This window comes from Lutibaculum baratangense AMV1 (assembly GCF_000496075.1).
Taxonomy (GTDB): domain Bacteria; phylum Pseudomonadota; class Alphaproteobacteria; order Rhizobiales; family Tepidamorphaceae; genus Lutibaculum; species Lutibaculum baratangense.
The window spans coordinates 1-23,494 of the sequence record NZ_AWXZ01000020.1; the positions used below are offsets into that span (position 1 = coordinate 1).

Below are 23,494 nucleotides of genomic sequence, written 5' to 3' on the forward strand. Positions count from 1 at the left end.
CCGAGGCGAGCCGCTATTCCGCCGAGCCGTGGACCATCAAGAACTGCCGTCGCTGCGGGTTCGTCTACCTCGACCCCGTACCGGTTGTCGCCGAGCTGAGCGAAACCCTTTCCTGGGGCACGACCTTCCAGGCGGAGGCGGCGTTGCGCATGCAGCAACGCCCCGTCGGGCGCCGGCTGAGCCTCGCGACGCGCTGGAGGACGAAGCTCGTTCCGAGGCGAGAGATCGAGCAACTCGCGGCGGGATTGGTGCCTCCGGGGCCGATCCTCGATATCGGCTGCGGGTCTGGCATGCGGGGGCGGCGCCTGCCGCCGGGCTACGTGCCATACGGCATCGAGGTCTCGGCGGCGTCTTCGGCCGTGGCGGACCGGGAGTTCGGCGCCCGCGGCGGCGCCTGCATTCATGCCCCGGCCACCGAGGGCCTCGCCCGGTTCGAGAACGGCTTCTTCCGCGGTGCGATCCTGCGATCCTACCTCGAGCACGAGACGCAGCCTCGGGAGGTGCTGCGGGAGCTGATGAGGACACTGAGACCAGGCGGCGTCGCGGTCGTGAAGGTGCCGAACTTTGCGTCCCTGAACCGGCGGTTGGCGGGACGGTCGTGGTGCGGCTTCCGCTTCCCCGACCACGTGAACTACTTCACGCCCTCCGCCCTGCGGACCATGGCGGAGAGGGCGGGGTTCGAGGTAGGCTGGCGTCGCTTCGGTCGGCTACCGACGAGCGACAACATGTGGGCTTACCTCCGCCGCCCGCCGGAGTAGCGCCGGAACGCTCCGCTTCGCACGTGACGCGTCGCCCTACGCGGCAGCCTCGCCGTTCTGGCGAGCGTGGGCCGCCGCTCTGACGAGTTCGCGCGCGAAGACGTCGTAGTCCTTCTGGCTGTAGAGCACGAAGCGCACCACCTGCACGTGCCGGAGCCCCGCCGTCATCGCGGCGACCGTGCGGCAGGCAATCTCAGCGGCCTCGTCGATCGGGTAGCCGAAGGCACCTGTCGAAATCGCGGGTGTGGCGACGGAGGCCAGCATGTTCTCCTCCGCCAGTTCGAGGGAACTGCGATAGCAGCTCTCGAGGATCTCCGCCTCCGGCCGGTCATGGCCGTAGACAGGGCCGAGACAGTGAATGATCTTCTCGTTCGGCAGATCGAACGCCGGCGTGATGGCGGCTTCTCCGGGCGCGATGGGTGCCAGCGGAGCGCACACCGTCGCCAGCTCCGGCCCGGCGGCGGCGTGGATGGCTCCGGCGACACCGCCGCCGGGCATGAGTTCGGCATTTGCCGCATTCACCACCGCAGCGATGCCCGGCTGTTGCGCGATGTCGCCCACATGGGCTTCGAGAAAGACGCCGTTGGTGACGATCCTCATGACTTAGACTCCAGAAGTTGGTGGTAATCGCCCCGCCGCAGCGAGGCCCGATGATCGTTATGGGGCTACTGCCCGAGGACTGCGCGCGGCTGCTCCGGTGATCCGGAAGGCTGCCGCCGCAACGGGTTCCGTGCGCGTCCCCGCCTTCTCCCTTTCACGGCCGGAGCCTGACAGGATCAGATCAAAGGGGAGCCTTCGATTTCCTGTGCTTCCTCAGGTACTCGATCTTCTGCCGCAGCGCCTTGTCGTCGAGGCCGGCGGCCTGCGGGACGAGCCGCCTGATGTCATCGACCGTCGCGTCAGGCTTGCCGATCAGGATACGGCTGATGAGGACGTCGGAACTCTTGGGGCTTCTCGGGCTGGTCATCACGAGCGTTCCCTCGTCTTCAGGAAGCGGATTTGCGGCCAGTCCTTCTGCGTGCGCTCCAGCGTCCAGGGGTTTCTCGCCAGGAAAACGGTCAAGGTCGCCCTGTCCTCGGCCAGGGAGGCGCGATTGGCCGCAACGAAGCGCTTGAATTCCTTCGGATCGTCACTCGCGATCCACCGGGCGGTTTCGAAGCCGGCGCTCTCGAGGGATGCGGGGACGCGGCACTCCTTCTCGAGCCGGGACGACAGGACGTCGAGCTGAAGCGAACCGACCACGCCGACCAGCCAGTCCGCACCGATCATCGGCCGGAACACCTGGGTCACGCCTTCCTCCGCGAGGTCGTTCAGCGCCTTTCCGAGCTGTTTCGCCTTCATCGGGTCGGACAGGCGCACCCGGCGGATCAGCTCCGGGGCGAAGTTCGGGATTCCCGTCACGCGCGTCTCCGCGTCCTCGCAGAGCGTGTCACCGACGCTCAGCGTGCCGTGGTTGGGAATGCCGATGATGTCGCCGGCGACGGCCTCGTCCGCGGTCTCGCGCTCTTGTGCGAAGAAGAGCATGGGGCTTGTGATGGTGATGTCACGGCCGAGCCTGGGGTGGCGCAACTTCATGCCCCTCCGGAACGTGCCGGAGGAGAGGCGAAGGAAGGCAATGCGATCCCTGTGGTTCGGTTCCATGTTCGCCTGCACCTTGAACACGAAGCCCGTTACCGTTGGAGAGGCCGGATCGATCGGTGCCGGCTCGGCGGGCTGAGGTCGCGGAGACGGTGCCCATTCGCCGATCGCTTGGAGCAGGTCTTCTATGCCCACCGACTTCAGGGCCGACCCGAAGAAGACCGGAGTGAGGTGCCCTTCCCGATAGGACTGGAGATCGAAGGGGGGAAGCGTCTCACGGGCAATCGACATCCCCTCCAGCGCAGGGCCATAGACGGGATCTGCGGTGACCTCCGAGGTCTCGATCCATTCGTCCATCTGCGAAAGCGAGATGGCGCCCGGGGATCCGTCGGGCAGCGTCATCCTCCCGGAGCTGAGATTGACGACGCCCTTGAAGTCGACGCCGAGACCGATCGGCCAGGAACCCGGGACGACATCCAGCGCGAGGGTCTCCGAGATCTCGTCGAGGATCTCGAGCGGGTCGCGGCCCTCCCGGTCCACCTTGTTTACGAAGGTGATGATGGGAATGTCCCGCAGCCGGCAGACCTCGAACAACTTCAGCGTCTGGCTCTCGATGCCTTTGGCCGCATCGATGACCATGACGACGGCGTCGACTGCCGTGAGCGTGCGATAGGTATCCTCGGAGAAATCGGCGTGGCCTGGGGTATCGAGCAGGTTGTAGGTCAGGCCCTGGTGCTCGAACGTCATGACGGACGACGTCACCGAGATGCCGCGCTTCTGCTCGATCTCCATCCAGTCCGACCGCGTCCGGCGGCGTTCGCCACGTGCCTTCACCTGGCCCGCCATCCGGATGGCACCCGATGCGTAAGAAGCTTCTCCGTCAGCGTTGTCTTGCCTGCGTCCGGATGGGAGATGATGGCGAAGGTTCGCCGGGTCTCGTGGGTCGACTCTCCGCACCGCGATGTCGTGGGACTTTCAAATTCTCCGACTGTGGCTGCTTCCGTCATCGCGTCAGGTCGACCTCGCCATCGATGAGGTCGCGGAAGTTCGCCTTCAGCAGCTCGGCGTCGCGCAGGTCCTCGACGTGCAGGATCACCTCCTGCCTGTCGTGCTCTACCGCGGTGCGCCCGTGCCCGAAGTCCCGCATGTACTGCAGGATCTCGCTCACCCGAGCGTTGTTGATGTTTTTCCTCAGGTAGAACTTTTCAGCCGGCGCGATGGTGTCGGTGCCATTGGGCTGTTCCGCCGTCTCTGGTGTCCCATGCGGTATGCCGACCGAGGAGAAGATTGTCCTGTTCTTGTCCGCTGCCATGTGCCCGTCTCCTTCAAGCTCTCGGGAGACCGGAAACGCGCGTGCGTTAGCCCGCGACCATACGGCCGCAGGCGGGATCTGCGGCTCGGACCTCGAACGTCGGAGCGGCCTTGGCCTAAGCTTCCGAAGCCGAGGTCACGGCGCACTCGATGGAGCGCGAGCCGATGTCCTCCGGCGTGTTCGAAATCCAAGCACTTTCGCGTGCTGGGGATAGCCGCAACATAAGCGACAAGGCTCCCCTTGTGTAGCCCCCGCACGCGGGGCGACAGGTGAAATGGCAGAGATATGCGCGGTGCGTCCGCCTGCTGCTCACCACCGCTCGTTGCGGTGCAGCAGAATTCCCTTTACTAGAGATCCTATCGAATCCGTGCGCCCTGATTTGGGCGCAGCCCCTCCGATTCCTCAGTTTCATAAGACCTTCGCGGCCCCGAGGATCAGTTTCCTCCGGCCGGCGTCAGACGCCTGGAATTTTCATGCATTCACTCATCGCCTACCGCAGCGAGTGGCTCGGCAACATTCGCGGCGACATCCTGGCCGGCCTCGTCGTCGCCCTCGCGCTCATTCCCGAGGCCATCGCCTTCTCCATCATCGCCGGCGTCGATCCGAAGGTCGGGCTCTACGCCTCCTTCTCGATCGCCGTCATTACCGCGATCGTCGGCGGGCGCCCGGGCATGATATCGGCCGCGACCGCCGCGACGGCGGTTCTCATGATAACGCTCGTGCGCGATCACGGGCTCGAATACCTCCTCGCCGCCACGGTGCTCGCGGGCGTGCTTCAGGTGATCGCCGGCCTCTTGCGGCTCGGCAGCCTCATGCGCTTCGTGTCCCGCTCGGTGATGACCGGCTTCGTCAACGCGCTGGCGATCCTCATCTTCATGGCGCAGATCCCCGAGCTCGTCGGCGTGCCGAACCTGACCTACGTCATGGTCGCGGCCGGTCTCGCGATCATCTACCTCTTTCCCTACCTGACGACGGCCGTCCCTTCGCCGCTCGTCTGCATCGTGGCCCTCACGGCCGCTGCGATGGTCTTCGGCTTCGATCTCAGGACCGTGGGCGACATGGGCGAGCTGCCCTCGACCCTGCCCGTGTTCCTGATCCCGCAGATCCCGCTCAACCTCGAGACGCTGTGGATCATCCTGCCCTATTCGGCCGCGGTCGCGGTCGTCGGGCTGCTCGAATCGCTGATGACGGCGACGATCGTCGACGACCTGACCGACACGCCGTCCAACAAGAACCAGGAATGCGTCGGCCAGGGCATCGCGAATACGGCGACGGGCTTCATCGGCGGCATGGCGGGTTGCGCCATGATCGGCCAGTCGATGATCAACGTGAAATCCGGCGGCCGCGGCCGGCTCTCGACCTTCGCCTCGGGCGTGTTCCTGCTCTTCATGATCGTCGTGCTCGGAGACTGGGTGGCGCAGATCCCGATGGCCGCTCTCGTCGCCATCATGATCATGGTCTCGATCGGCACCTTCTCCTGGTCGTCGATCAAGAACCTGAAGACCCACCCACGGTCCTCCTCGATCGTCATGCTCGCGACCGTCGTGACGGTCGTCTACACGCACAACCTCGCGATCGGCGTCCTCGTCGGCGTGCTGCTGTCGGGCATCTTCTTCTCGGCCAAGATCGCTCAGTTCCTGCGCATCACCTCGACCCTGTCGGAGGACGGGCGGCACAGGACCTATCTCGTCCACGGCCAGGTCTTCTTCGCCTCCTCGGACGCTTTCAACGCGGCCTTCGACTTCCGCGAGGCGCTGGAGAAGGTGACGATCGACCTCACCCACGCGCATATCTGGGACATCTCGAGCGTGGCCTCGCTCGACATGATCGTGTTGAAGTTCCGCAGGGAGGGCGCCGAGGTCGAGCTCGTCGGCCTCAACAAGGCGAGCGAGACGATCGTCGACAGGCTCGCCGTCCACGACAAGCCCGGGGCCATGGAAAGCCTCATGGGGCACTGAGGGAGATGGACATGGCAAAGCTCATCGCGCTCGTCGACGGCTCGATCTATTCGAAGAGCGTCTGCGACCACGCCGCCTGGATCGCGCAGCGGACCGGCGCGGAGATCGAGCTCCTGCACGTGCTCGGCCGGCGCGAGACCGACAGCACGCCGCAGAACCTGAGCGGCAACCTGACGCTCGGCGCCCGCACGGCGCTGCTGGAGGAGCTCGCGACGCTCGACGAGCAGCGCGCGCGCCTCGCCCAGCAGCGGGGGCGGGCGATCCTGGACGACGCGAAGGCGGCGATCAAGGCGCAGGGGCTTCGGGACGTCGCGACGAAGCTCAGGATCGGCGACATCGTCGAGACGGTGGCCGAGCTCGAGGCCGGGGCCGACATGGTGATCGTCGGCAAGCGTGGTGAGGCCGCCGACTTCGCCAAGGGGCATCTCGGCTCGAACCTCGAGCGCATCGTGCGCTCGTCGAAGAAGCCGGTCTTCGTCGCCTCCCGCGCCTTCGCTCCCGTCGAGCGCTTCCTGATCGCGTATGACGGTGGCGTCTCCAGCATGAAGGCCCTCGATCACGTGGCCCGCAGCCTTCTTTTTCAGGGGCTGAAGTGCCGGCTGCTCACCGTCGGCAACGAGACGGCGGAGAACACGAAGCGCCTCGACGACGCCCGGCGGGTGCTCGAAGGCGCCGGCTACGCGGTCGACGCCGACATCGTGCCGGGGCAGGCCGACGCCGTCATCGCGCAGGCGGTGGAGAACGAGAGGATCGGCCTCCTCGTCATGGGCGCCTACGGCCACTCGCGCATCCGCAGCCTCGTCATCGGCTCCACGACGACCGAGATGGTGCGGTCCTGCCGGATCCCGGTGATGCTCTTCCGGTAGGGGCTTCCATGGTCCTGCTGCCCCGGTGGCGGCGATGGTCCGGGGACATCGGGGGGGCTCTCGGCCTGGGATGATCTTTTTCACGGCCGGCGCCTCCCACCCTTGAATTTCTGTCGGCGATCTGCCAGCAGGCCCACATGCTGAAAATCTCGGACATCACTTACTCCGTCGAGGGGCGCCCGCTCTTCGAGGGTGCCACCGCCAATATTCCGGCGGGTCACAAGGTCGGGCTCGTAGGACGCAACGGCACCGGCAAGACCACGCTCTTCCGGCTGATCCGGGGCGAGCTGACGCTGGAGAATGGGGAGATCTCCCTGCCGTCGAACGCGCGGATCGGCGGAGTCGCCCAGGAGGTGCCCTCCAGTGCGACGTCTCTGCTCGATACGGTGCTGGAAGCCGACCGCGAGCGCTCGAACCTCCTGGCCGAGGCCGAGACGGCGACCGACCCCATGCGCATCGCCGAGATCCACGTCCGGCTGGCGGACATCGACGCGTGGTCGGCCGAGGCTCGGGCAAGCGCGATCCTGAAGGGCCTCGGCTTCGACACAGAGACGCAGCAGCTTCCCTGCTCCGATTTCTCGGGCGGCTGGCGGATGCGCGTCGCCCTCGCAGGCGTCCTGTTCGCCGAGCCCGACCTGCTGCTCTTGGACGAGCCGACGAACTACCTGGATCTCGAAGGCGCGATGTGGCTGGAGGACTACCTCCAGAAGTATCCGCACACCGTGATCGTCGTGAGCCACGACAGGGGCCTGCTGAATCGCGCGGTCGGCGGCATCCTCAGCCTCGAGGACAGGAAGCTGAGCTATTTTCGGGGCGGGTACGACCAGTTTGTCCGCCAGCGGACAGAGCAGCGCGCCGTCGTTATGGCCGAGGCCCGGAAGCAGGAGGAGCGCCGCGCGCATCTGCAGCAGTTCGTCGACAGGTTCCGCGCCCAGGCGAACAAGGCCAGGCAAGCGCAGTCGCGGCTGAAGATGCTCGAGCGCATGACGCCGGTGTCGGCTTACGAGGACAGGAAGGAGCAGGTCTTCACCTTTCCGGCGCCGGAGGAGCTCTCGCCGCCGATCGTCAATCTCGACGACGCCGCGGTGGGCTACGGCGGCCCTCCAGTGCTGCAGGAACTGAACCTGCGGATCGACCAGGACGACCGGATCGCGCTTCTCGGGCGAAATGGCCAAGGCAAGTCGACGCTCGCCAAGCTGCTGGCGGACAGGTTGATCGCCGCTGAAGGGAAGGTCACCCGCGCGGCGAAACTGCGGATCGGGTACTTTGCGCAGCATCAGGTGGACGAGTTGGAGGTCGACGAGACGCCACTGCAGCACCTCGTGCGCCTTCGCCCCGAAGAGCGCCCGGCGCGACTGCGGGCGCGGCTGGCCGGCTTCGGACTCGGAGCGGACCAGGCCGACACGGTCGTAGACAAGCTGTCGGGCGGCCAGAAGGCGCGGCTTTCGCTGCTGCTCGCGACGATGGACGCGCCGCATCTCTTGATCCTCGACGAACCGACGAACCATCTGGATGTCGAGAGCCGCGAGGCCTTGTTGAGGCGCTCAACCAGTATTCCGGTGCGGTGATTCTGGTCACCCACGACATGCACCTGCTCGGGCTCGTGGCCGACCGGCTGTGGCTCGTGAGCCAAGGCACGGTCGCCCCCTACGACGGCGATCTCGAGAGCTACCGAAAGCTGCTGTTGTCGGGGAAGAGCCCCCGGCCGGAAGCGAACGCGGCCTGAGCCCAATCTGAGCGCGCGCGCCCACCTGCCGGTCGGCACTTGATACGGCGTTGCTACGCCGCAATCGCTTATGCCGACGAGAACGAGAAGATCGGCCTTCTCGTCATGGGCCCCTACGGGCACTCGCGCGTGCGCAGCCCGTTGATCGGGTCGACGACCACCGACGGGGATCCCGCTGCTGCCTTTCCGGTAGGGGCTTCATCGGCCGTTGCCGGGATGCTAGGGATGGCGTGGAGTTACCTCGGTCGCCAGCCTCTCGACACTGCCGGTTCTCCCCCGGCACGGCAGCCGATCCGCCTTCGCCGGCTTGATCTGCATCCGATCGACATCGTCTTCGTCTGGCGTGCGACCCACCGTGAACCCGTGGGAGCCGACATGGACGATCGGAGCCGGCGATGAACGTCTACCCCTCCGTCTCCTCTTGCCGCGTCTGCGAGAGGGGAATTCCGAGGGTCTTCCTCCGCATCGACGGAAAGACCTACTGGCGCTGCCTGAAATGCGCGGCCACGTTCCTCGCTCCGGAATTCCATCCTTCCCCCGAGGAGGAGCAGGCTCATTACCGGCTGCATCAGAACGACCCCGGAGACAGCCGCTATCGCAAGTTCCTCTCGAAGCTGGGCGACCCGCTGCTATCGAAGCTCGAAGGGCCCAGTCGAGGTCTCGACTACGGGTGCGGCAACGGCCCTGCTCTCGCAGCCGTCTTCCGGGAGGCGGGGCACGAGGTGGTGCTTCACGATCCGTTCTTCGCCGACAACCCCGAAGCGCTGTCGCAGCAATACGACTTCATCATCTGCGCCGAGGTCGTGGAGCACTTCCACGACCCGTTGAGGGATTTCCGACGCCTCGACCGGCTGCTCAAGCCGCGCGCATGGCTCGGCATCATGACCTGCTTCCAGACCGACGACGACCGCTTCGCGGACTGGCACTACCGGAAGGACCCCACGCACGTCGTCTTCTATCGCGAGGAGACGCTACGCGTGGTTGCGGAGCAACGCGAGTGGGAGTGCGAGATCCCCTGCAAGGACGTCGCGCTCATGCAGAAGGGTGACCGCCGATGACTGATGGAAGAGGGAAAGGTCCCGATCTGGCCGCGATAAGGAAACGGATCGAGGCGGAGCTGGCCGAGCTCCAGGACCTGAGCGCGTCGAGCGCGCAGGAGCGGGCGCCGGTCCGCCTGGACCAGCAGAGCGTCGGGCGGCTCGCCCGGATGGACGCGATGCAGATCCAAGCGATGGCCAAGGCCTCCGAGGTGAGGCGTGCTGCCCGCATCAACCGCCTGAAGGCTGCCCTCCGCGATATGGAGGAAGGCGAGTATGGCCACTGCGAGAACTGTGGGGAGCCGATCGCAGAGGGCCGCCTCAAGGTCGATCCGGTGGCCACCCTGTGCGTCCCCTGCGCCCGCCTGGAGGAGCGCTGAAGCTCAGGCTTTCCCGTCCCCGGCATGCGCCCGAACCGTCGCCACGTAGACCGTGTTGGTTTCGGGTTCGTACCAGTTCGGAACCGGAAAGCTCACGACGTGAGCTTCGACGGCCGCGAAGCGCTTCCGCAGCGGCACCAGGAACCCGTCATCGGGAGGATCGGTCGACCACAGCGCGAACACGCCCCCCGGACGCAGCAGCTTCTCGACCGCGGCCAGGCCCGTGTCTTCATAGAAGGACGCGCTGGTGTCGCTGAGCAGCAGCTCGGGCGAGTGGTCGATGTCGACGACGATCGCGTCGAAGCGTCGGCCCGGATTGTCCGGATCGAGCTCGCTATCTGCAACCATCCGGAAGAAATCCCCGACCACGAAGCGGCATCGGGCGTCCTCTGAAAGCTCTCGTCCGAGGGGCACCAGCCCCTGTTCATGCCACTCGACCACCGGTTCCAGAGCTTCAACGACGAGGAGCGAGTCGACCCTCCGGTCCGACAGGCACGCCTGTGCGGTGTGGCCGAGGCCGAGGCCGCCGACGACCACGTCGAGCGCCTCGCCGTCGAGCCGCGAGAGCGCAAGGCGCGCGAGCTCCGTCTCGCCGAAGGTGAACATGCTCGACATCAGGAACTCGTCGCGAAGCATGATCTCGTAGACGTCTTCGTCGCTCCCCGGGCGTCGCCTCCGCCTCAGCGTGAGAGCGCCCAGCGGCGTCGGACGATAGTCCAGCTCTTCGAACATCCCTTTCATGGTGCTACGCCCGCATCAACTTTCCGGAGGCACAAGGTCGAGCGCTGCGGCCAGACCTTGACGCGCCTGCTCACGGAGGGTCCATTCACGTTCGAAGGGCGTGAGGCTGCCGGACGGCTCAGCGATGACGGCGATCGGCAGCGCCGGGCGCTCGATGCGGGGTGGCTTGGGGTCGAACTGCAGAAGTCGCCCCAGCGCCCTACCGATCGATGCATGCGTTTTCTGCACCTCGTCCGGGATCTGCCCGGTGACACGCGAGAGGTCGCGCATGGTGAGTCTGCCACCCGGCACACGCACGTGATGCCGGACCTGCTCGAGCGTCTGCTGCTCGACTTTCGGGAACAGCGATGCGAGAGCCGAAGCATACTCTTCAGCCGAAGGAACGCCATCCTCGCGCGCGGCCAGCAGTCGTGACTGCTCGTCCGCAAGCCGCTCCTTGAGGCAGCGGACGGCCGTTTCCGGATCCTCAGCCTCCTCTTTGGTAACAACCTGCCCACCGAGATAGGCGATGGCCTGCGGCACGTCCTTCAGGACGCCGCCGATGATCAGGTACGGTCCGCAACGGTCCTCGATCCGTTCCGGCATCTCATTGCCTCCGGCCCGGCAGCGACTCGTTCGCCTCCGGCCGAGGCCCGATCGGGAGTGGCCCGGAGCCATAGGGGTTGATGATGTCCTCGTGCACGCTGTCTCCCGCATCGTATGTTGCCGGACGGGCCTGCACTGTTCTGATCGCCTCTTTCGCCAATTGGTCTCTCCTTCGTTTGAGGAGATCCGCCACGCACGCAGGGCACGGGCGGGGCCGGTGGGGCCCCGCCTGATATCGGCACTGGATCCGCGCGGTCGACATCGGATAGTCGCCGGTGGATCGCTTCTCGAACGGCGCCGAACGCGCTCGCGAGCCCGATATCCACCGGATCTCCGGATCCAAAGCACCACTTCAGGGTGATTTGAGGGATGTCGAGACCATAAACGAGCAGCTGCGGGTTGTGTAGCCCCGGACGGAACGACAGGGCGGAGAAGTCGCACCGCGGCCCGCCTCCGCTTCAGCCTGCGCGGCCGTCGGTTGCCGGCGCGACCTGGTCCGGGAGGAATGGCGAGGGCTGCCCTGATGCGAGGACCGTCAGCCGATGCATCGCCCGGGTGCAGGCGACGTAGAGCAGGTTGCGATCCATCTCCGTCTTGTAGTTGGCGGCGTCCGCATCCGGCACGACGACCCTGTCGAACTCCAGGCCCTTCGCCAGGTGAGAGGTGCACACGACGATGCCGGTCGAGAAGCCGGCGCTCCTTTCATCAAGGAGATTGGCGTCGATTCCCTGGTCGTCGAGGGCCTGGTGAAGCTTCTTCGCCTGCTTTTGGGCCTTGGCGATGATGGCGAGGCTCTGGTGCGGCGAGGCCTCGAAGTCGCTCGCCAATCGTGCGACATGCTCGATCACCTCCGCGGGGCGCTTGAGCGTCACGATCTCCGGCGGCTCGCCGTGGCGCCTCATCGGCACCAGTTCCTCGTTCGGCGAGATCGCGAGCGCGAACTGCATGATCTCCCATGTCGAGCGATAGCTCTTGTTGAGCTTCACGCGCGTCGCCGCCCGCAGAACCTTCTGGATCTGCTCCGAGCTCGAGGATCCGTGCGGGTTCACGGACTGCGTGGCGTCACCGAGGATCGTCTTGCGGCAGTTGAACAGCTTGTCGATCACGGCGTACTGGACCGGCGTGTAGTCCTGCATCTCGTCGATCAGCAGGTGCTTCACGCCCTTCCGGCTGTTGTCGACGCCTTCGAGCCGCATCTTGAGGTAGATCAGCGGAAACACGTCGGCATATTCGAGCTTGCCGCCCGAGGGCCTGAACAGGTCGGGTCGGCCCATCCACTCGAAGAGGCCCTTGTAGGCGTCCCTGAGGGTCGTCTTCCGCGCCATGCCCTTCACTGCCCCCCGCAGTGAGCGCCGCTCGTCCGTCCGAAGGTCGTAATTGTAATAAATGCCGATCTTGTGCTCGGCCGCCTTCACGACCTCCGCGACCCGCTCGCCGAAGGGCAGGCCGCGATATTTCCGCCACGTCTCTTCGAAGAACCAGTCGGGAACGATCCGCCGCGCCGTCCGCCACTGGTCGGCCGAGAAGGACGAAGCCTCAAGGTGCTCCACATAGGCATCGATCTGCTTGAGAAGGTCGAGCGACGCCTTTGCCGCGATCCGCTCCTTCAACGCCTCGTCCTCCTTCTCGAGCATGAGCGACGTCTGCTCGAAGAAGGTCTGGAAGCGGTACTTGTGGCCGAGCAGCTCGTCGGCGAGCGTCTCGATACCGATCTCGCCGACCTGTTCCTCGCCGAGCTCCGGAAGCACGTTGCCGATATAGTCGGCAAACACCCGGTTCGGCGAGATGATGAGGATGTCGTCGGAGGTCAACGTGTCCTTGAAACGGTAGAGCAGGAAGGCGATCCGGTGCAGCGCGATCGACGTCTTCCCCGAGCCCGCCACGCCCTGGATGATCAGCGTATGCGCGTCGCCGTCCCGAATGATCGCGTTCTGGTCACGCTGGATCGTCGCGACGATGTTGCGCATGCCCTCGTCGGACGAACGGCTCAGCTCCTCCTGCAGGACGTCGTCGACGATGTTGACGCCGGATTCGAGCATGAACTCCATCCGCCCGTCCCGGATACGGAACTGGCGTTTCAGCTCGAGTTCACCCTCCACCTCGCCCGCGGGCGCCTCGTAGCGAGCGGGGCCGATCTCGTAATCGTAGAACATGCCGGAGATCGGCGCCCGCCAGTCGTGGACGAGCGTGCGGCCGCTGTTCTCATCACGGAAATCGTGGACGCCGACATAGATGGCTTCCTTCTCCCTGCCACTCGCCCTGCGCGAAAAGTCGAACCTTCCGAAATAGGGTGACCGCCTGAGCTTTCGGAGCTTTTCCTGCTGTTCCTTCAGCACCTCGCCCTGCCGCGACTTCTGGTCGAGCGCCTGCTTGATCGCGATCTTCTCGATGTGGTCCATGTCGCGGCGCGCTTCCCACATGTGCGACTTGCTCGCGCGAATGTCCTGCGAGTAAGCGTTCAGCCGCGACGCGATCCGGTGGCTGTTCTCGTCGATGCTCCGCAGACAGGCATCGAGTCGTTCGTGTTCTTCTCGTTCGGCAGCGCTCATGTCCAGTTTCCATTCAGTGCGTTCGGCAGTCAGGCGACGGCCCGGTCCATCGCGGCCTCGCTCAGGCGGAACACCGCCATCTGGCTTGCTCCTCCGCGGGAGGGATGCCGACCGGCGATGTCGCGGGATGCGACCTGGTAGCCGTTCCGGGAGGCGACGCCGGTCGACCACTTCGCGAACCGGGCGCGATCCCACTCGAAACGGTGGTCGGGGTGGCGGAACCGGTGAGGCGGGACGCCCAGCAACGAGTTGAATTCGGCATTCGGCGTCGTGATCACCACGTGCCGGGGCCGCATGCGGCCGAAGACAGCCCGTTCGATAACCGACAGACGCGCAGGATCGATATGCTCGATCGTCTCGATCAAAATGGCGCAGTCGAAGCCGGTCAGACGCTCGCCTCCCGCCGAGAGGTCGCCGTGGATCAGGTCGACCTCGGCCCTCACTGGCCCGGCGCCCGTCTTCAGGCGATGTCGCAGCCGGATGAGCTGGTCCCGGCAGAGATCGATCCCCACGATGCGGCTCACCTCTGGGTCGCGCGCCAGCCGGACCAGAAGGTCGCCCTCGCCACATCCCAGGTCGAGGACGGTCCGGGCGCCGGACGCCTTTACGGCATCGTGAACGGCATCGAGGCGTTGGCCATGTAGCCACGTCGTCATCAGGTCGCGTCGCCTCCGGCAACTGGAGCCGGCTGCCCCTCAGCGCACGCGACAGAAGCTGTCGGCGCTCGCAAGGAGGCCGACGTCGATGTGTCGGACCGGACGCATGCACGAGCGTCCTTCCGGCACAACCGGCGACATCGCGCGCGTCCTTGGTCCAGCCGATCTGGATGGATTGGCGCCAAACCTAGCGGACCGGGAGCGCGCTGTGTACCCCCTGCAGGAAGCGGAGCACGAAGCGCTTCTGCTAGCTCTGCCCGAGCAGCCTGTCCTCGAACCGCTCCAGGACCTCCACGAGGTCCTCAGTCAGGTGGGCCCGGGCCGTATCGGCGATGTCGTCGGGCACCCCGTGAACCGCCTCCGCCACCGCCCCCGCGATACAGGCGAGCGTGTCGGTGTCTCCGCCGAGCACGATCACCTTTCGAACCGCGCTTTCCCAGTCCGGTGCAGAAAGCGCCGCCGCGAGGGCCGGCGGCATCGTGCCCCGGGACGAGACGTCGAAGCCGCCCTGGCGGAAGGCGACCTCGGGCGCGAGCGAATAGCCGAACTGGCTGCTCATCCGGTTTCTGACGACTTCGGCCGACGTGCCGTGCCGGAGGAGATAGACCGAGAGCGCGACCGCCTGTGCCGCGGCCATCGCATCGGGATGATCATGGCTCACCGCGGCCTGCGCGGCCCCCAGCCGGAGAACCTCGTCCTCGTCCCGAGCGAGCCAGCCGACGGCCGATCCCCGCATCGGGGCGCCGTTGCCCCAGCTTCCATAGGCCGGCAGATCGTCGTTCATCGCCCAGCGGATGAACATGCCGCCATAGCCCGCGTGCGGGTAGCGACGCACGAAGCGACGCAGGCTGACGCCGAAATCCTCTCCCTCGAGCAGCGCATGTGCGATCGCGAGCGTGCAGACAGTGTCGTCGGTGAAGCCGCAGTCGGCCTGGAAGAGGTCGAAGCCGTCCGGGGGCGACGGGTGGCCCTCGAAGCGCGAGCCGATGATGTCGCCTGCTATTGCACCGATCATGTGGCGGTTCCCTTCGGTCCCCACCCAACGTCTGCACCCGGACGGCGGATCCCTCCTGCAGGTCGGCTGGCCCGGCAGTTGCCGGAGCACGCAGAGCTCCTATGCTCCTGTTCGCCTCGCCAAGCCGCGCCCGGGGCTCTACGTTCCGCGGCATCGTGGCCGGATCCGTACGGCCGATCTCCTGCCTTGCTGACACGATCGATCATGTTTTCCGGCTACGCCCAGCTCCTTCGCAAGGAGCCGAAGCTTCTCCTGTTCGGCGCGGCATGCTCTTTCATGTCGACCCCCGGACAGACCTATTTCATCGCGCTGTTCGTGTCCTCCTTCGGCGCCGCGGCCGATCTCAGCTCCGCCGAACTCGGCACCACCTATCTCGCGGCGACCCTCACCTCGGCGAGCCTTCTCCCGGCAATCGGCCACTGGATCGACCGGGTAGACCTGAGGACCTATACCGCGCTTGCGATTTGCGGGCTCGCGGTCTCCTGTCTTGCCGCGACGGCGGTGACGGGCCCGCTGACCCTCTATTTCGCCTTCACGCTGCTGCGGCTGACCGGACAGGGGCTGATGACCCATGTCGAGGTCACCTCGATCGCCCGCTTCTTCGGGCGGGCCCGCGGCACGGCTTTGTCGATCAGCGCCATGGGTTTCGCAGCCGCGGAGGCCGCGGCACCGCCGCTGGCCGTCCTGCTGATCGGCGCGCTCGGCTGGCGCATGAGCTACGGCGTCATCGCGGCCTTCGCCGTCCTGATCGCTCTACCCCTGATCACGAGCCTGGTGCGCGGGCGCGCCGACTTCACCGAACCTGTTCCGATCGCCCCCGGGGCATCGCCGTCGCGCGCGCTCGACGGGCTCCGCATCGTCGTCCGGACCAGATACTTCTGGCTGGTCCTGCCCATCCTGCTCTTCATGCCGTTCACCTCGACCGCGCTCACGTTCCACATCGAGGCGGTCGCGACTGCAAAGGGGTGGTCGCTCGAACTGATCGCGACGGCTTTCACCGCCTACGCCGTCGGCCACGTGTTCGGCCTCTTCCTCGCAGGTCCCATCATCGACCGCATCTCGGCACGCGCCATGATGCCGCTGATGAACGTTCCCTTCTTCCTCGGCATCGCCATGCTCGGAGCCTTCGACAATCCGCTCGTCCTGTTCGCGTTCCTCGCGCTGCTCGGTTCATCGGCTGGCTTCGTGCAGACAACGGGGGGTGCCCTCTGGGCGGAGGATTACGGTGTGTCAAGGCTCGGCACGATCCGGAGCTTCGCGACCATGCTCATGGTTGCAGGCACCGCTTCGGGACCTGCCGTGCTGGGGGCTCTGCTCGACCACGGCGTTTCGATCGGCCGCGTCTCCACGCTGCTTCTCGTGGCTGGTCTCGGCTCCGCCGTCCTCGCGGCTCTGGCCGCCGTGGCCGGGGCGGCGCGAGTGGCGGACGAAACGTCCTAGTGGTTGAACTCTGACGATTGAATCCCGTCGGGGATTTTGTGATGCAGCCACGCATGCGAGTCTGGGGCATGCGCAGCGGCATCTCCCTTGAAGTTTCCGAGCGCGATCGGCAGCGCCTGCAGTCGATCGTCCGGGATCGCAACGCTCCCCAGAAGCACGTCTGGCGGGCCGACATTGTCCTTCTCACCGGCGACGGCGTCGGCACCGTCGAGATCATGCGGCGCACCGGCAAGTCGAAGACCTGCATATGGCGTTGGCAGGAGCGGTTCGCCGAGGAAGGCGTCGACGGCCTGCTCCGGGACAAGACGCGCCCCTCCCGCATCCCGCCCTTGAGCGAGAAGCTCGCCGAGCGGGTGGTTGAACGGACGCTGGAGCCGCCGCCGGGCGAGACGACGCACTGGACCGCGGCGATGATGGCCGAGGAGACGGGCATCTCGGCAAGCTCCGTGCAGCGCATCTGGCGTCGCCACGGACTGCAGCCCCACCGGATGCGGCAGTTCAAGCTGTCCAATGACCCCGACTTCGTCACCAAGCTGCGCGACGTGTTCGGCCTCTACGTCGATCCGCCCGATCACGCCATCGTCCTCAGCGTCGACGAGAAGAGCCAGATCCAGGCGCTCGACCGGACCCAGCCCGGCCTGCCGCTGAAGAAGGGGCGCGCCGGCACCATGACGCATGACTACAAGCGCCACGGAACCACGACCCTCTTCGCCGCCCTGAACGTCCTCGACGGCACCGTCATCGGTCGCAACATGCAGCGCCACAGGCACCAGGAGTCCATCCGGTTCCTCAACCAGATCGAAGCCGAAGTCCCTGCCGGAAAGATCGTGCACGTCGTCCTCGACAACTATGCCGCTCACAAGCATCCGAAGGTCCGGCAATGGCTCGAGCGTCAGCCGAGGACGACCGGGAGAACGGCGAGGCAGCGGGCGGCGCTCCGGAACATGGCTCGATCCTTCAGAACTTGATGCCGGCGCCGCCGCCGGCCGTGCGGGGCCCGTCCGCCCGGCGGGCGGCGTTGAGCTGCTGCTGGTCGCTTAGTGCGGTGTCGATATAGCCGCCGCCTTGATGGAGCCTCAGCGCCACAGCCACGACGGCTGGACAATCCGCAAGACTGTTTCCGTCGATCGTCGTCGCAACGAGCTGCGGCGCGCTGGGATAGCCGTCGCCGTCCGGCATCACCCAGTCAGCCCGCCCTCCACCCGTGTCGGCGACCCAGAGTTCGGCCAGTCTTTCGCCAGGCGAGGACCGAGCGATAGGCGACCTCGCAGGAGGGGGCCTGCGCGTCGGCGAAGAAATACTCGCCGGTCCCGTCGTCAAACCATGCCGGTTCGCCGTATTTCGCCTTGATGTCGCGGAGAACCGCCTGCGCGCTGGTGCCGGCCGGCGCGTAGATCCGCCGCCAGACGGCGACGAGGCGTCCGGGCGCGGCCGGATCCTCGAGGAGCGCGATGAGCTCCCTGTTGTCCTCCGCGACATAGAGGGAGCCGTCCGCATAGCCGCCGGTGCCGTGCGGAACTCCAGTCGCGCCGAACTTTCGTGCGGCGTCTCCGAGGCGCGCGCGAACGATCTCTTCCGCCTCGCCGATCGACATGCCGAGCCTCAGGCCGACCATGTCCGGCCCGCCGGGAGCGTCGAAGGCCGCTTCGCTCGCGGAGGTGAGCTGTTCAGCCAGGATCTCGCGGCTTGCCTCGAAGGCCTCGAGATAGGGTCCGATATCCGTCAGCGTCTGGTCTACGACGTCCATGCCGCGTGCGCCGTAGCCCGACGCCTGCATCCGCGAGGCGTCGAAGTTCAGATTCGCGGTCAGGAAGGGGCCGCAGCCCAGGGCCTCGTTGCGCCTGGGGTCGGACGGATCGGTGAGTACCGTCGGATAGATGGCGCCCGGCATCGGCGTCCCGTCCGGAGCGGTGAGAGCGAGGTCTTTTCCCTCGTCGGTCCAGCGCGAGGCGAGAGCCTGCGGCTGTCCCCACCGGTAGAGGTCCCTGCAGCCATTGCCGCTGGGCTCCCGCCACATGCTTGTTTCAGCTTCCCTGACAGGTTCCTTGGGACCGGGATCGCCGTATTTCTGCTGCAGGCTGCCGATGATCTGCGACGCCTGGATGGTGCCCGGCTCGATGTAGACCCGCCGCCAGGCCGCAAGGACGCGGCCTTCGGCCGCGGGCGGTTCATCGATCAGCGCGATCATCTCGCGTCCATCCCTCGAGACGAAGAGCGACCCGGAAGTCGACGGTATGGTCTGTCCCGTCTGCTTCTGTAGGCGATCCGCCGATGGCCGCAGTCCTCGCAGGCCTCGACGTGGCCGCCGAGGGCAGCGGTACGACACTCGATCGCCGACATGACTTTGAGCTGCGCCAGGCTCAGATGGCCGGCATTGGCGGCGGTAGGCAGGTCCGGCAGCACGGAACACATCGGCGACCTCGAGCGCGGCGCGCAACGGCCTCAGCCGCCGGGCGTCGCCTCGTCCGGCATGAACATCGCGAGCCTGTCGAGCGGGCTCGTCACCTTGCGCACCGTCCGCGTCGCGGCCTTGGTGTAGAAGGCGGTGTCGTCGAGCTTGGCGTGGCCGAGCAGGGCCTGGATGACGCGGATGTCGGTGCCGTCCTCGAGGAGGTGGGTCGCGAAGCTGTGGCGCAGCGTGTGCGGTCGGCCCGCTTGGCGATCTCGGCGCCCCGGGCCGCCTCGACGACGATGCGATGCAACTGGCGTGTGCTGATCGGCTTCATCGCGTTCTGGCCCGGGAACAGCCAGCCGTCGCGATGCATCACGCCTTGTTGCCGGCCGAGCTTCCACCTCTGGCGCGACAGGGTCAGCAGGTCGTGCGACAGCATGGCGTTGCGATACTGGCCGCCCTTGCCGCGTTCGACCCTGAGCAGCATGCGTTCGCTGTCGACGTCAAGGATCGCGGGGAGCGGAAGCTGCTTCCTCCGCAGGACGCGTGAATCGGGCGAGCGTACCAACAACCTCCTGATCCGACACTTGCGAGAAGTCGTCATAAGAGTAGCCTATCGCGCCGAATGGCTCGTAGTCCTCGAGACAGATGATCTCGTCCGCTTCGTCCCGGAGCTCCGCGAGGGTGCTGGTCGGTGCGACGGGCACCGCCAGGACAAGTCGTTTCGGGTTCTGCCCCCGCACGGCCTGGAGCGCCGCTCGCATCGTCGCGCCGGTCGCAATGCCGTCATCCGTGACGATCACGGTCTTGCCGCTCAGAACGGGATGAGGACGATCACCGAGGTAGAGCCTGCGCCGCCGGTCGATCTCGGCGAGTTCTTCCTTCATGACCCGTCGGAACTCCGCTTCGGATATCCGGATCTGGGCGATCACGTCGTCGTTTCGGACAACGAGTGGCTCGGAGCCGTCGACGACAGCACCCATCGCCAGCTCAGGCGCAACAGGCACACCGATCTTGCGAACCAGGATCAGATCGATCGGCGCGCCGAGGCTCGCGGCAATCTCGGCCGCCACCGGGACCCCGCCGCGCGGAAGCGCGAGCACGACGGGCTGATCCGGGCCGAGATGGCGAAGGGCGGCAGCGAGCGCGCGCCCCGCATCCACGCGATCTCTGAAAGGCAATGTTGATCACCTCCACACGCAAGGAGACGGGTGAGACGGTGGAAGTCAACGCCACTCAACCCGCCGAAGGTGAAGAGAACTGCGGCCCGTCGCCGCCCAGTGAACGGGTGGTCGCGCCGTTCTCAGGACGCGGAAAGCGGCAAGGATGGCAAAGGACATGGGTAGGCCGACGACGACTGCTTGCATCACGATGTCGCTCACGACTTCCTCCTCTGAAAGACGAGGCCGCAGCCTGAGTTCTCCCGCGGTTCGGGAGACGGGAGTCCAAATGCAGATGTTCACACCATATTAGCTCGGCGCCTTCCTCACCTTACGTCAGATAAAGGCCAGGCGCTGCTCGTATCTCTGGCTCGAACACACACAAGCCCCGCCCGGAGAAGCAGACCGAGAGCGCGCCGACCGTCACGGGTCGAGCCGACGTTGCTCGGCTTCCTCAGCTCCAGCGCCGCGCCGACCAAGGAGCGGTATATTCTGGCCGTGGCTCGTTTCGTTTGATTGGGGTCAAATACAGCCGATTGCGGCGTGAGAAATACTTCTTCAATGGAGGAAGGTGCCATGAAAGCTGCTGACGTGATGGTGCGGGATGTCGTCACCGTCGCCCCCGATGCGACGGTACGGGATGTCGCGAAGATGCTGCTCGAACACCGGATCAGCGCCGTCCCCGTGGTGGACGGGGATGGCGGGCTTGCTGGGATCGTCAGTGAGGGCGATCTCATGCGCCGCGGGGAACTCGGCACCGAGCGCCACCGAGCCTGGTGGCTGAGCCTCTTCATGCTGCCCGAAACGCTCACCGAGGAGTTCATCAAGAGCCTGGCGACCAAAGTGTCCGATGTGATGACCAGGAATGTCTTCACCGCGGAGGAGGATACGCCGCTCGCGGATATAGCGGATCTCCTGGAAGAGCATCACGTCAAACGCGTTCCGATCATCAGGGGCGGCCGGGTCGTCGGCATCGTCAGTCGGGCAAACATCGTCCAGGCTCTCGCCAGCCTGCCGGCGAAAGAGCCTGCGGCGGGGGCCGACGGTGACCTCGAGATCCGGCAGGCGATCCTGGATCGGATCGCCGCGGCCGCGATCGGCGCCCCATGGCTTCTCAATGTCATCGTCCACGACGGAGTGGCGGAGCTTTGGGGCGTTGCGGAGTCCGAGAGCCAGAAGCGAGCGGTCGTCGTCGCCGCCGAGGCGACCGCCGGTGTGAAATCCATCCAGGATCACATGCTCGCGAGGCCGGTGGTCGGCGATTAGCAGTCGCGGGCAGTCCGACCTCCGTCGCGCTGCTCCTCACCGTGCGATCATTTCTCTGGCCGTCCCGTTGCGACCACGACGGTCGCCGCAGCAACTCTCTGCGGCCTGCAGCAGCTTTGGCCGCCTGCGGCCCGGCCAGGCTGAACTTATTCAGGAGCGTGGTGACGCTGAGTTCTGCAGCACGCCACACTCCCCCTCCCGCCCTCGAACCACGCGCTTTCCCGCCATCGGCCCTCGCGTTTCCGTAACCACCGTGCACTGCCCCTCGGGTGACGTGTCGGTGTGATGGTAGATCACGACCCAGTCGCCCGTGCGGCACAGGTCGTGTGCGAGAGCGGTGTTTGAGTACAGCGCAGTGAAGTGCCAGTCGCCGCGGCGCGTGTGCAGGATCGGCAGCCAGGCCTCTCCACTCGGGTTGAGGCGTTTCGGTGCGACCGTACGCAGGCGTCCAGCCTTCGCCTTTCCCCGGTATTCGCGGTCGACGTCCAGCAGCACGTCGACCGGCGGACGTGGCTGCTGGTTTCTCATCTCGCGGAGCCACGGCCGGCCGAGTCGCCTAAGAAGCGCCGCGCGAACCATGTCGCCCCGTCTCCGGCCAAAGCCCGGCACCTTCTCGAGACGGCCGTCATGGGCGGCGATCTCAAGGGCCTCGATTGTCTCGAGGTGGAGCGTCTCGCAGAGATGTCGCGCGAGTTCCGGCCCTATCCCCGGGATCGTCTGGAACAGCTTTTCCTGCTCGAGCGCACCACGCACCCGCTCGAGCTGCGACCATCTTCCCGTCGTCACCATCTCGGCCAGAGCCGAGGCGATCGAGCGCCCGACGCCGGGCAGGGCGATGAGCCCGTCGCGGCCCTTCTCGTTCAGGATCTTCGAGACGGGCTCGCCGAGCGCCACCATCGTGTCGGTCGCACGCCGGTAGGCAGAGACTCGGAAGCCATCTTCCCCCTGATGGGCGAGGATGTCGGCATAGTCGCGAAGATTGGCCGCCAGAGCCCCGTTATCGATGATCCTTATCGCCGGAGGACTATCCGGTGTCCGCACTTTGGACGGGGCGGGTTTCGTGCGCATCAACCTTCCGCGGGCGGTGCGCCCTCGCAGCACGCCTCGACCACCTGCCCGCAGCGCTCGCAGTGGAAGACTCCGTGCTCCTCATGCACGCGGCCGCCGCAGATCGGGCAGGCATAGACCTCCGGCATTGGCGGCGGCTGTTGGACCATCTCGGGGCCGGCCCGTGCCGGAGCGCCCTTGGCTGTCGCAGGCTTCGGCATGCTCCACTTCATAAGAGGCGCCGGAGCGGCGAACGGAGCGGCCGGCCAGCCGCTCCATCGCGCCTCAAGCCGCCTTGACCTCGATGGTCTTCTTCTCCGCCGCCTGCGCCGTCTTCGGAAGGCTTACCCGGAGGATGCCCTTCTCGAACTTTGCCTCGCTCTTGTCGGCATCGACCGAGTCCGGCACCTGGAAGGAGCGCCGAAACGAGCCGTAGCGGCGCTCGGAGAGATAGCAGTTCTTCTTCTCTTCCTTCTTCTCCTCAGACTTCTCGCCGCTGATGGTCAGAAGGCCGTTCTGGACCGAAACGTGAACGTTCTGCGCCTCGAGGCCGGGGAGCTCCGCCGTGATCTCGTAGTGGCCGTCGGCTTCGCTGACATCGACCGCGGGCATCGTCGTGCCGAGGGGGCTGTCGAAGCGGAAGCTCGTCGAAAGCTCGCCCGGCAGGCTCCAGAACCGGCCGGCGACACGGTCGAACAGCCTGTCGAACTCATCGCGGAGGCCGCTCAGGGCGGATGCCGCGCCGCCTGCCGGAACGGGAGCCCTGGCCTTCTCGTCACGTGTCACGTCGAGTTTTTCTGCTGTCATGTTCGCCTCCCATGAAACAACGCTACCAGAAGCAGATGAAGCATCGCTCCGGCGAGAGCAGGCGGCATTGCGTTTGGTCAATTGTCTTGCGCGCTTCGTTGCTGCAAGGAGGGCACATATTCCGCAGAGGAAGATCAGACATCGGTCAGCGTTGCCTCCATCAGAGGCTTGAGTTAGGTCAAGGTTGTACGGGCCTATCGCGGTATCTTCTTTCCTTCTCG

General features: G+C 66.1%; 23 protein-coding genes and 3 pseudogenes. 10 read left to right on the top strand and 16 right to left on the bottom strand.

All coding sequences use genetic code 11. The features are described 5' to 3' along the window. On the top strand, positions 1–758 hold a 758-nt coding region (locus N177_RS08370; RefSeq protein WP_040485433.1), incomplete at its 5' end, for a class I SAM-dependent methyltransferase. 36 nt (positions 759–794) lie between these two features. Here N177_RS08370 and N177_RS08375 read toward each other — a convergent pair. The 4 genes and pseudogenes from N177_RS08375 to N177_RS08390 form a co-directional block, all read right to left on the bottom strand. Beyond that, the gene (locus tag N177_RS08375) at positions 795–1,358 is read right to left on the bottom strand and encodes a macro domain-containing protein (RefSeq protein WP_023431866.1); all 564 of its coding nucleotides are present in this window, start codon (positions 1,356–1,358) and stop codon (positions 795–797) included. Positions 1,359–1,539: 181 nt separating this feature from the next. Further along, positions 1,540–1,725, bottom strand: coding sequence for a hypothetical protein (locus tag N177_RS08380; protein ID WP_023431867.1), 186 nt, complete (start codon positions 1,723–1,725; stop codon positions 1,540–1,542). Then, positions 1,725–3,343: pseudogene (locus N177_RS08385) on the bottom strand (peptide chain release factor 3). Before N177_RS08385 ends, N177_RS08380 begins: the two are co-directional and overlap by 1 nt. Further along, positions 3,340–3,648 (bottom strand): hypothetical protein, encoded by a 309-nt coding sequence (locus N177_RS08390; RefSeq protein ID WP_023431870.1) that lies wholly within the window; start codon positions 3,646–3,648, stop codon positions 3,340–3,342. The pseudogene N177_RS08385 and the gene N177_RS08390 overlap by 4 nt, the downstream one beginning before the upstream one ends. Before the next feature lie 473 nt (positions 3,649–4,121). Between N177_RS08390 and N177_RS08395 the strand changes: the two genes are divergently transcribed. From N177_RS08395 to N177_RS08415, 6 genes are all read left to right on the top strand, one after another. Then, on the top strand, positions 4,122–5,606 hold the full coding sequence (locus N177_RS08395; RefSeq protein WP_023431871.1) for a SulP family inorganic anion transporter: 1,485 nt from the start codon (positions 4,122–4,124) through the stop codon (positions 5,604–5,606). 11 nt (positions 5,607–5,617) lie between these two features. Beyond that, entirely contained in the window at positions 5,618–6,472 is an 855-nt protein-coding gene (locus N177_RS08400) for a universal stress protein (RefSeq protein WP_023431872.1), read from the top strand. Positions 6,473–6,609: 137 nt separating this feature from the next. Continuing rightward, complete coding sequence (locus tag N177_RS08405) at positions 6,610–8,040, top strand: ABC-F family ATP-binding cassette domain-containing protein (RefSeq protein WP_023431873.1); 1,431 nt, start codon at positions 6,610–6,612, stop codon at positions 8,038–8,040. Beyond that, a complete protein-coding gene (locus N177_RS22010) occupies positions 8,037–8,198 on the top strand; it encodes an ABC transporter ATP-binding protein uup (protein ID WP_023431874.1) in 162 nt (53 codons plus the stop codon). The genes N177_RS08405 and N177_RS22010 overlap by 4 nt, the downstream gene beginning before the upstream one ends. A gap of 395 nt (positions 8,199–8,593) precedes the next feature. Beyond that, positions 8,594–9,256, top strand: a complete 663-nt coding sequence (locus N177_RS08410) for a class I SAM-dependent methyltransferase (protein WP_023431875.1) — start codon at positions 8,594–8,596, stop codon at positions 9,254–9,256. Beyond that, complete coding sequence (locus N177_RS08415; protein ID WP_023431876.1) at positions 9,253–9,615, top strand: TraR/DksA family transcriptional regulator; 363 nt, start codon at positions 9,253–9,255, stop codon at positions 9,613–9,615. Before N177_RS08410 ends, N177_RS08415 begins: the two co-directional genes overlap by 4 nt. 3 nt (positions 9,616–9,618) lie before the next feature. Here the strand turns inward: N177_RS08415 and N177_RS08420 are convergent, their stop codons facing one another. The 5 genes from N177_RS08420 to N177_RS08440 form a co-directional block, all read right to left on the bottom strand. Continuing rightward, a complete protein-coding gene (locus N177_RS08420) occupies positions 9,619–10,347 on the bottom strand; it encodes a spermidine synthase (protein WP_023431877.1) in 729 nt (242 codons plus the stop codon). Between the two features lie 24 nt (positions 10,348–10,371). Further along, positions 10,372–10,941 carry a hypothetical protein gene (locus tag N177_RS08425; RefSeq protein WP_023431878.1) on the bottom strand — a complete coding sequence of 190 codons (570 nt, stop codon included), beginning with the start codon at positions 10,939–10,941 and terminating at the stop codon, positions 10,372–10,374. Between the two features lie 458 nt (positions 10,942–11,399). Next, complete coding sequence (locus tag N177_RS08430; protein ID WP_023431880.1) at positions 11,400–13,490, bottom strand: HelD family protein; 2,091 nt, start codon at positions 13,488–13,490, stop codon at positions 11,400–11,402. A 29-nt stretch (positions 13,491–13,519) separates the two neighbouring features. Beyond that, a complete protein-coding gene (locus N177_RS08435) occupies positions 13,520–14,146 on the bottom strand; it encodes a methyltransferase domain-containing protein (RefSeq protein ID WP_023431881.1) in 627 nt (208 codons plus the stop codon). Between the two features lie 247 nt (positions 14,147–14,393). Beyond that, positions 14,394–15,161 (bottom strand): ADP-ribosylglycohydrolase family protein, encoded by a 768-nt coding sequence (locus N177_RS08440; protein WP_023431882.1) that lies wholly within the window; start codon positions 15,159–15,161, stop codon positions 14,394–14,396. Between the two features lie 204 nt (positions 15,162–15,365). On the opposite strand from N177_RS08440, the gene N177_RS08445 reads away from it, so the two are divergent. Next, on the top strand, positions 15,366–16,601 hold the full coding sequence (locus N177_RS08445) for an MFS transporter (protein ID WP_023431883.1): 1,236 nt from the start codon (positions 15,366–15,368) through the stop codon (positions 16,599–16,601). A 68-nt stretch (positions 16,602–16,669) separates the two neighbouring features. Further along, positions 16,670–17,509, top strand: a pseudogene (locus N177_RS08450) (IS630 family transposase); the annotation flags it as partial. Between the two features lie 49 nt (positions 17,510–17,558). On the opposite strand, the gene N177_RS08455 reads toward N177_RS08450, so the two are convergent. From N177_RS08455 to N177_RS08470, 5 genes and pseudogenes are all read right to left on the bottom strand, one after another. Beyond that, positions 17,559–17,780 (bottom strand): hypothetical protein, encoded by a 222-nt coding sequence (locus N177_RS08455; protein ID WP_040485435.1) that lies wholly within the window; start codon positions 17,778–17,780, stop codon positions 17,559–17,561. A 7-nt stretch (positions 17,781–17,787) separates the two neighbouring features. Then, positions 17,788–18,789: a hypothetical protein gene (locus N177_RS08460; RefSeq protein ID WP_023431886.1), complete on the bottom strand. Its 1,002-nt coding sequence runs from the start codon at positions 18,787–18,789 to the stop codon at positions 17,788–17,790. 20 nt (positions 18,790–18,809) lie between these two features. Further along, positions 18,810–19,038 (bottom strand): annotated as a pseudogene (locus N177_RS20985) (transposase zinc-binding domain-containing protein); the annotation flags it as partial. A gap of 5 nt (positions 19,039–19,043) precedes the next feature. Continuing rightward, positions 19,044–19,394: a tyrosine-type recombinase/integrase gene (locus N177_RS22305; protein WP_023431888.1), complete on the bottom strand. Its 351-nt coding sequence runs from the start codon at positions 19,392–19,394 to the stop codon at positions 19,044–19,046. Between the two features lie 102 nt (positions 19,395–19,496). Then, positions 19,497–20,174 (bottom strand): phosphoribosyltransferase, encoded by a 678-nt coding sequence (locus N177_RS08470; RefSeq protein ID WP_040485436.1) that lies wholly within the window; start codon positions 20,172–20,174, stop codon positions 19,497–19,499. Positions 20,175–20,714: 540 nt separating this feature from the next. Here N177_RS08470 and N177_RS08475 point away from each other — a divergent pair. Next, entirely contained in the window at positions 20,715–21,419 is a 705-nt protein-coding gene (locus tag N177_RS08475) for a CBS domain-containing protein (RefSeq protein WP_244444255.1), read from the top strand. A gap of 150 nt (positions 21,420–21,569) precedes the next feature. Here N177_RS08475 and N177_RS08480 read toward each other — a convergent pair whose 3' ends face one another. Both N177_RS08480 and N177_RS08485 read right to left on the bottom strand, forming a co-directional pair. Next, positions 21,570–22,487: a helix-hairpin-helix domain-containing protein gene (locus tag N177_RS08480; RefSeq protein ID WP_081718443.1), complete on the bottom strand. Its 918-nt coding sequence runs from the start codon at positions 22,485–22,487 to the stop codon at positions 21,570–21,572. Positions 22,488–22,751: 264 nt separating this feature from the next. Next, on the bottom strand, positions 22,752–23,273 hold the full coding sequence (locus N177_RS08485) for an Hsp20/alpha crystallin family protein (protein ID WP_023431893.1): 522 nt from the start codon (positions 23,271–23,273) through the stop codon (positions 22,752–22,754). Positions 23,274–23,494: the final 221 nt, after the last annotated feature.

Coding starts and splice junctions, on each gene's coding strand:
- N177_RS08485 (WP_023431893.1), bottom strand. CDS start 23,273: ATGACAGCAGAAAAACTCGACGTGACACGTGACGAGAAGGCCAGGGCT.
- N177_RS08415 (WP_023431876.1), top strand. CDS start 9,253: ATGACTGATGGAAGAGGGAAAGGTCCCGATCTGGCCGCGATAAGGAAA.
- N177_RS08435 (WP_023431881.1), bottom strand. CDS start 14,146: ATGACGACGTGGCTACATGGCCAACGCCTCGATGCCGTTCACGATGCC.
- N177_RS08460 (WP_023431886.1), bottom strand. CDS start 18,789: ATGATCGCGCTGATCGATGAACCGCCCGCGGCCGAAGGCCGCGTCCTT.
- N177_RS08455 (WP_040485435.1), bottom strand. CDS start 17,780: ATGCCGGACGGCGACGGCTATCCCAGCGCGCCGCAGCTCGTTGCGACG.
- N177_RS08405 (WP_023431873.1), top strand. CDS start 6,610: ATGCTGAAAATCTCGGACATCACTTACTCCGTCGAGGGGCGCCCGCTC.
- N177_RS08440 (WP_023431882.1), bottom strand. CDS start 15,161: ATGATCGGTGCAATAGCAGGCGACATCATCGGCTCGCGCTTCGAGGGC.
- N177_RS08445 (WP_023431883.1), top strand. CDS start 15,366: ATGTTTTCCGGCTACGCCCAGCTCCTTCGCAAGGAGCCGAAGCTTCTC.
- N177_RS08390 (WP_023431870.1), bottom strand. CDS start 3,648: ATGGCAGCGGACAAGAACAGGACAATCTTCTCCTCGGTCGGCATACCG.
- N177_RS08420 (WP_023431877.1), bottom strand. CDS start 10,347: ATGTTCGAAGAGCTGGACTATCGTCCGACGCCGCTGGGCGCTCTCACG.
- N177_RS08480 (WP_081718443.1), bottom strand. CDS start 22,487: ATGCGCACGAAACCCGCCCCGTCCAAAGTGCGGACACCGGATAGTCCT.
- N177_RS08430 (WP_023431880.1), bottom strand. CDS start 13,490: ATGAGCGCTGCCGAACGAGAAGAACACGAACGACTCGATGCCTGTCTG.
- N177_RS08425 (WP_023431878.1), bottom strand. CDS start 10,941: ATGCCGGAACGGATCGAGGACCGTTGCGGACCGTACCTGATCATCGGC.
- N177_RS08410 (WP_023431875.1), top strand. CDS start 8,594: ATGAACGTCTACCCCTCCGTCTCCTCTTGCCGCGTCTGCGAGAGGGGA.
- N177_RS08375 (WP_023431866.1), bottom strand. CDS start 1,358: ATGAGGATCGTCACCAACGGCGTCTTTCTCGAAGCCCATGTGGGCGAC.
- N177_RS08400 (WP_023431872.1), top strand. CDS start 5,618: ATGGCAAAGCTCATCGCGCTCGTCGACGGCTCGATCTATTCGAAGAGC.
- N177_RS08475 (WP_244444255.1), top strand. CDS start 20,715: ATGGAGGAAGGTGCCATGAAAGCTGCTGACGTGATGGTGCGGGATGTC.
- N177_RS08380 (WP_023431867.1), bottom strand. CDS start 1,725: ATGACCAGCCCGAGAAGCCCCAAGAGTTCCGACGTCCTCATCAGCCGT.
- N177_RS08395 (WP_023431871.1), top strand. CDS start 4,122: ATGCATTCACTCATCGCCTACCGCAGCGAGTGGCTCGGCAACATTCGC.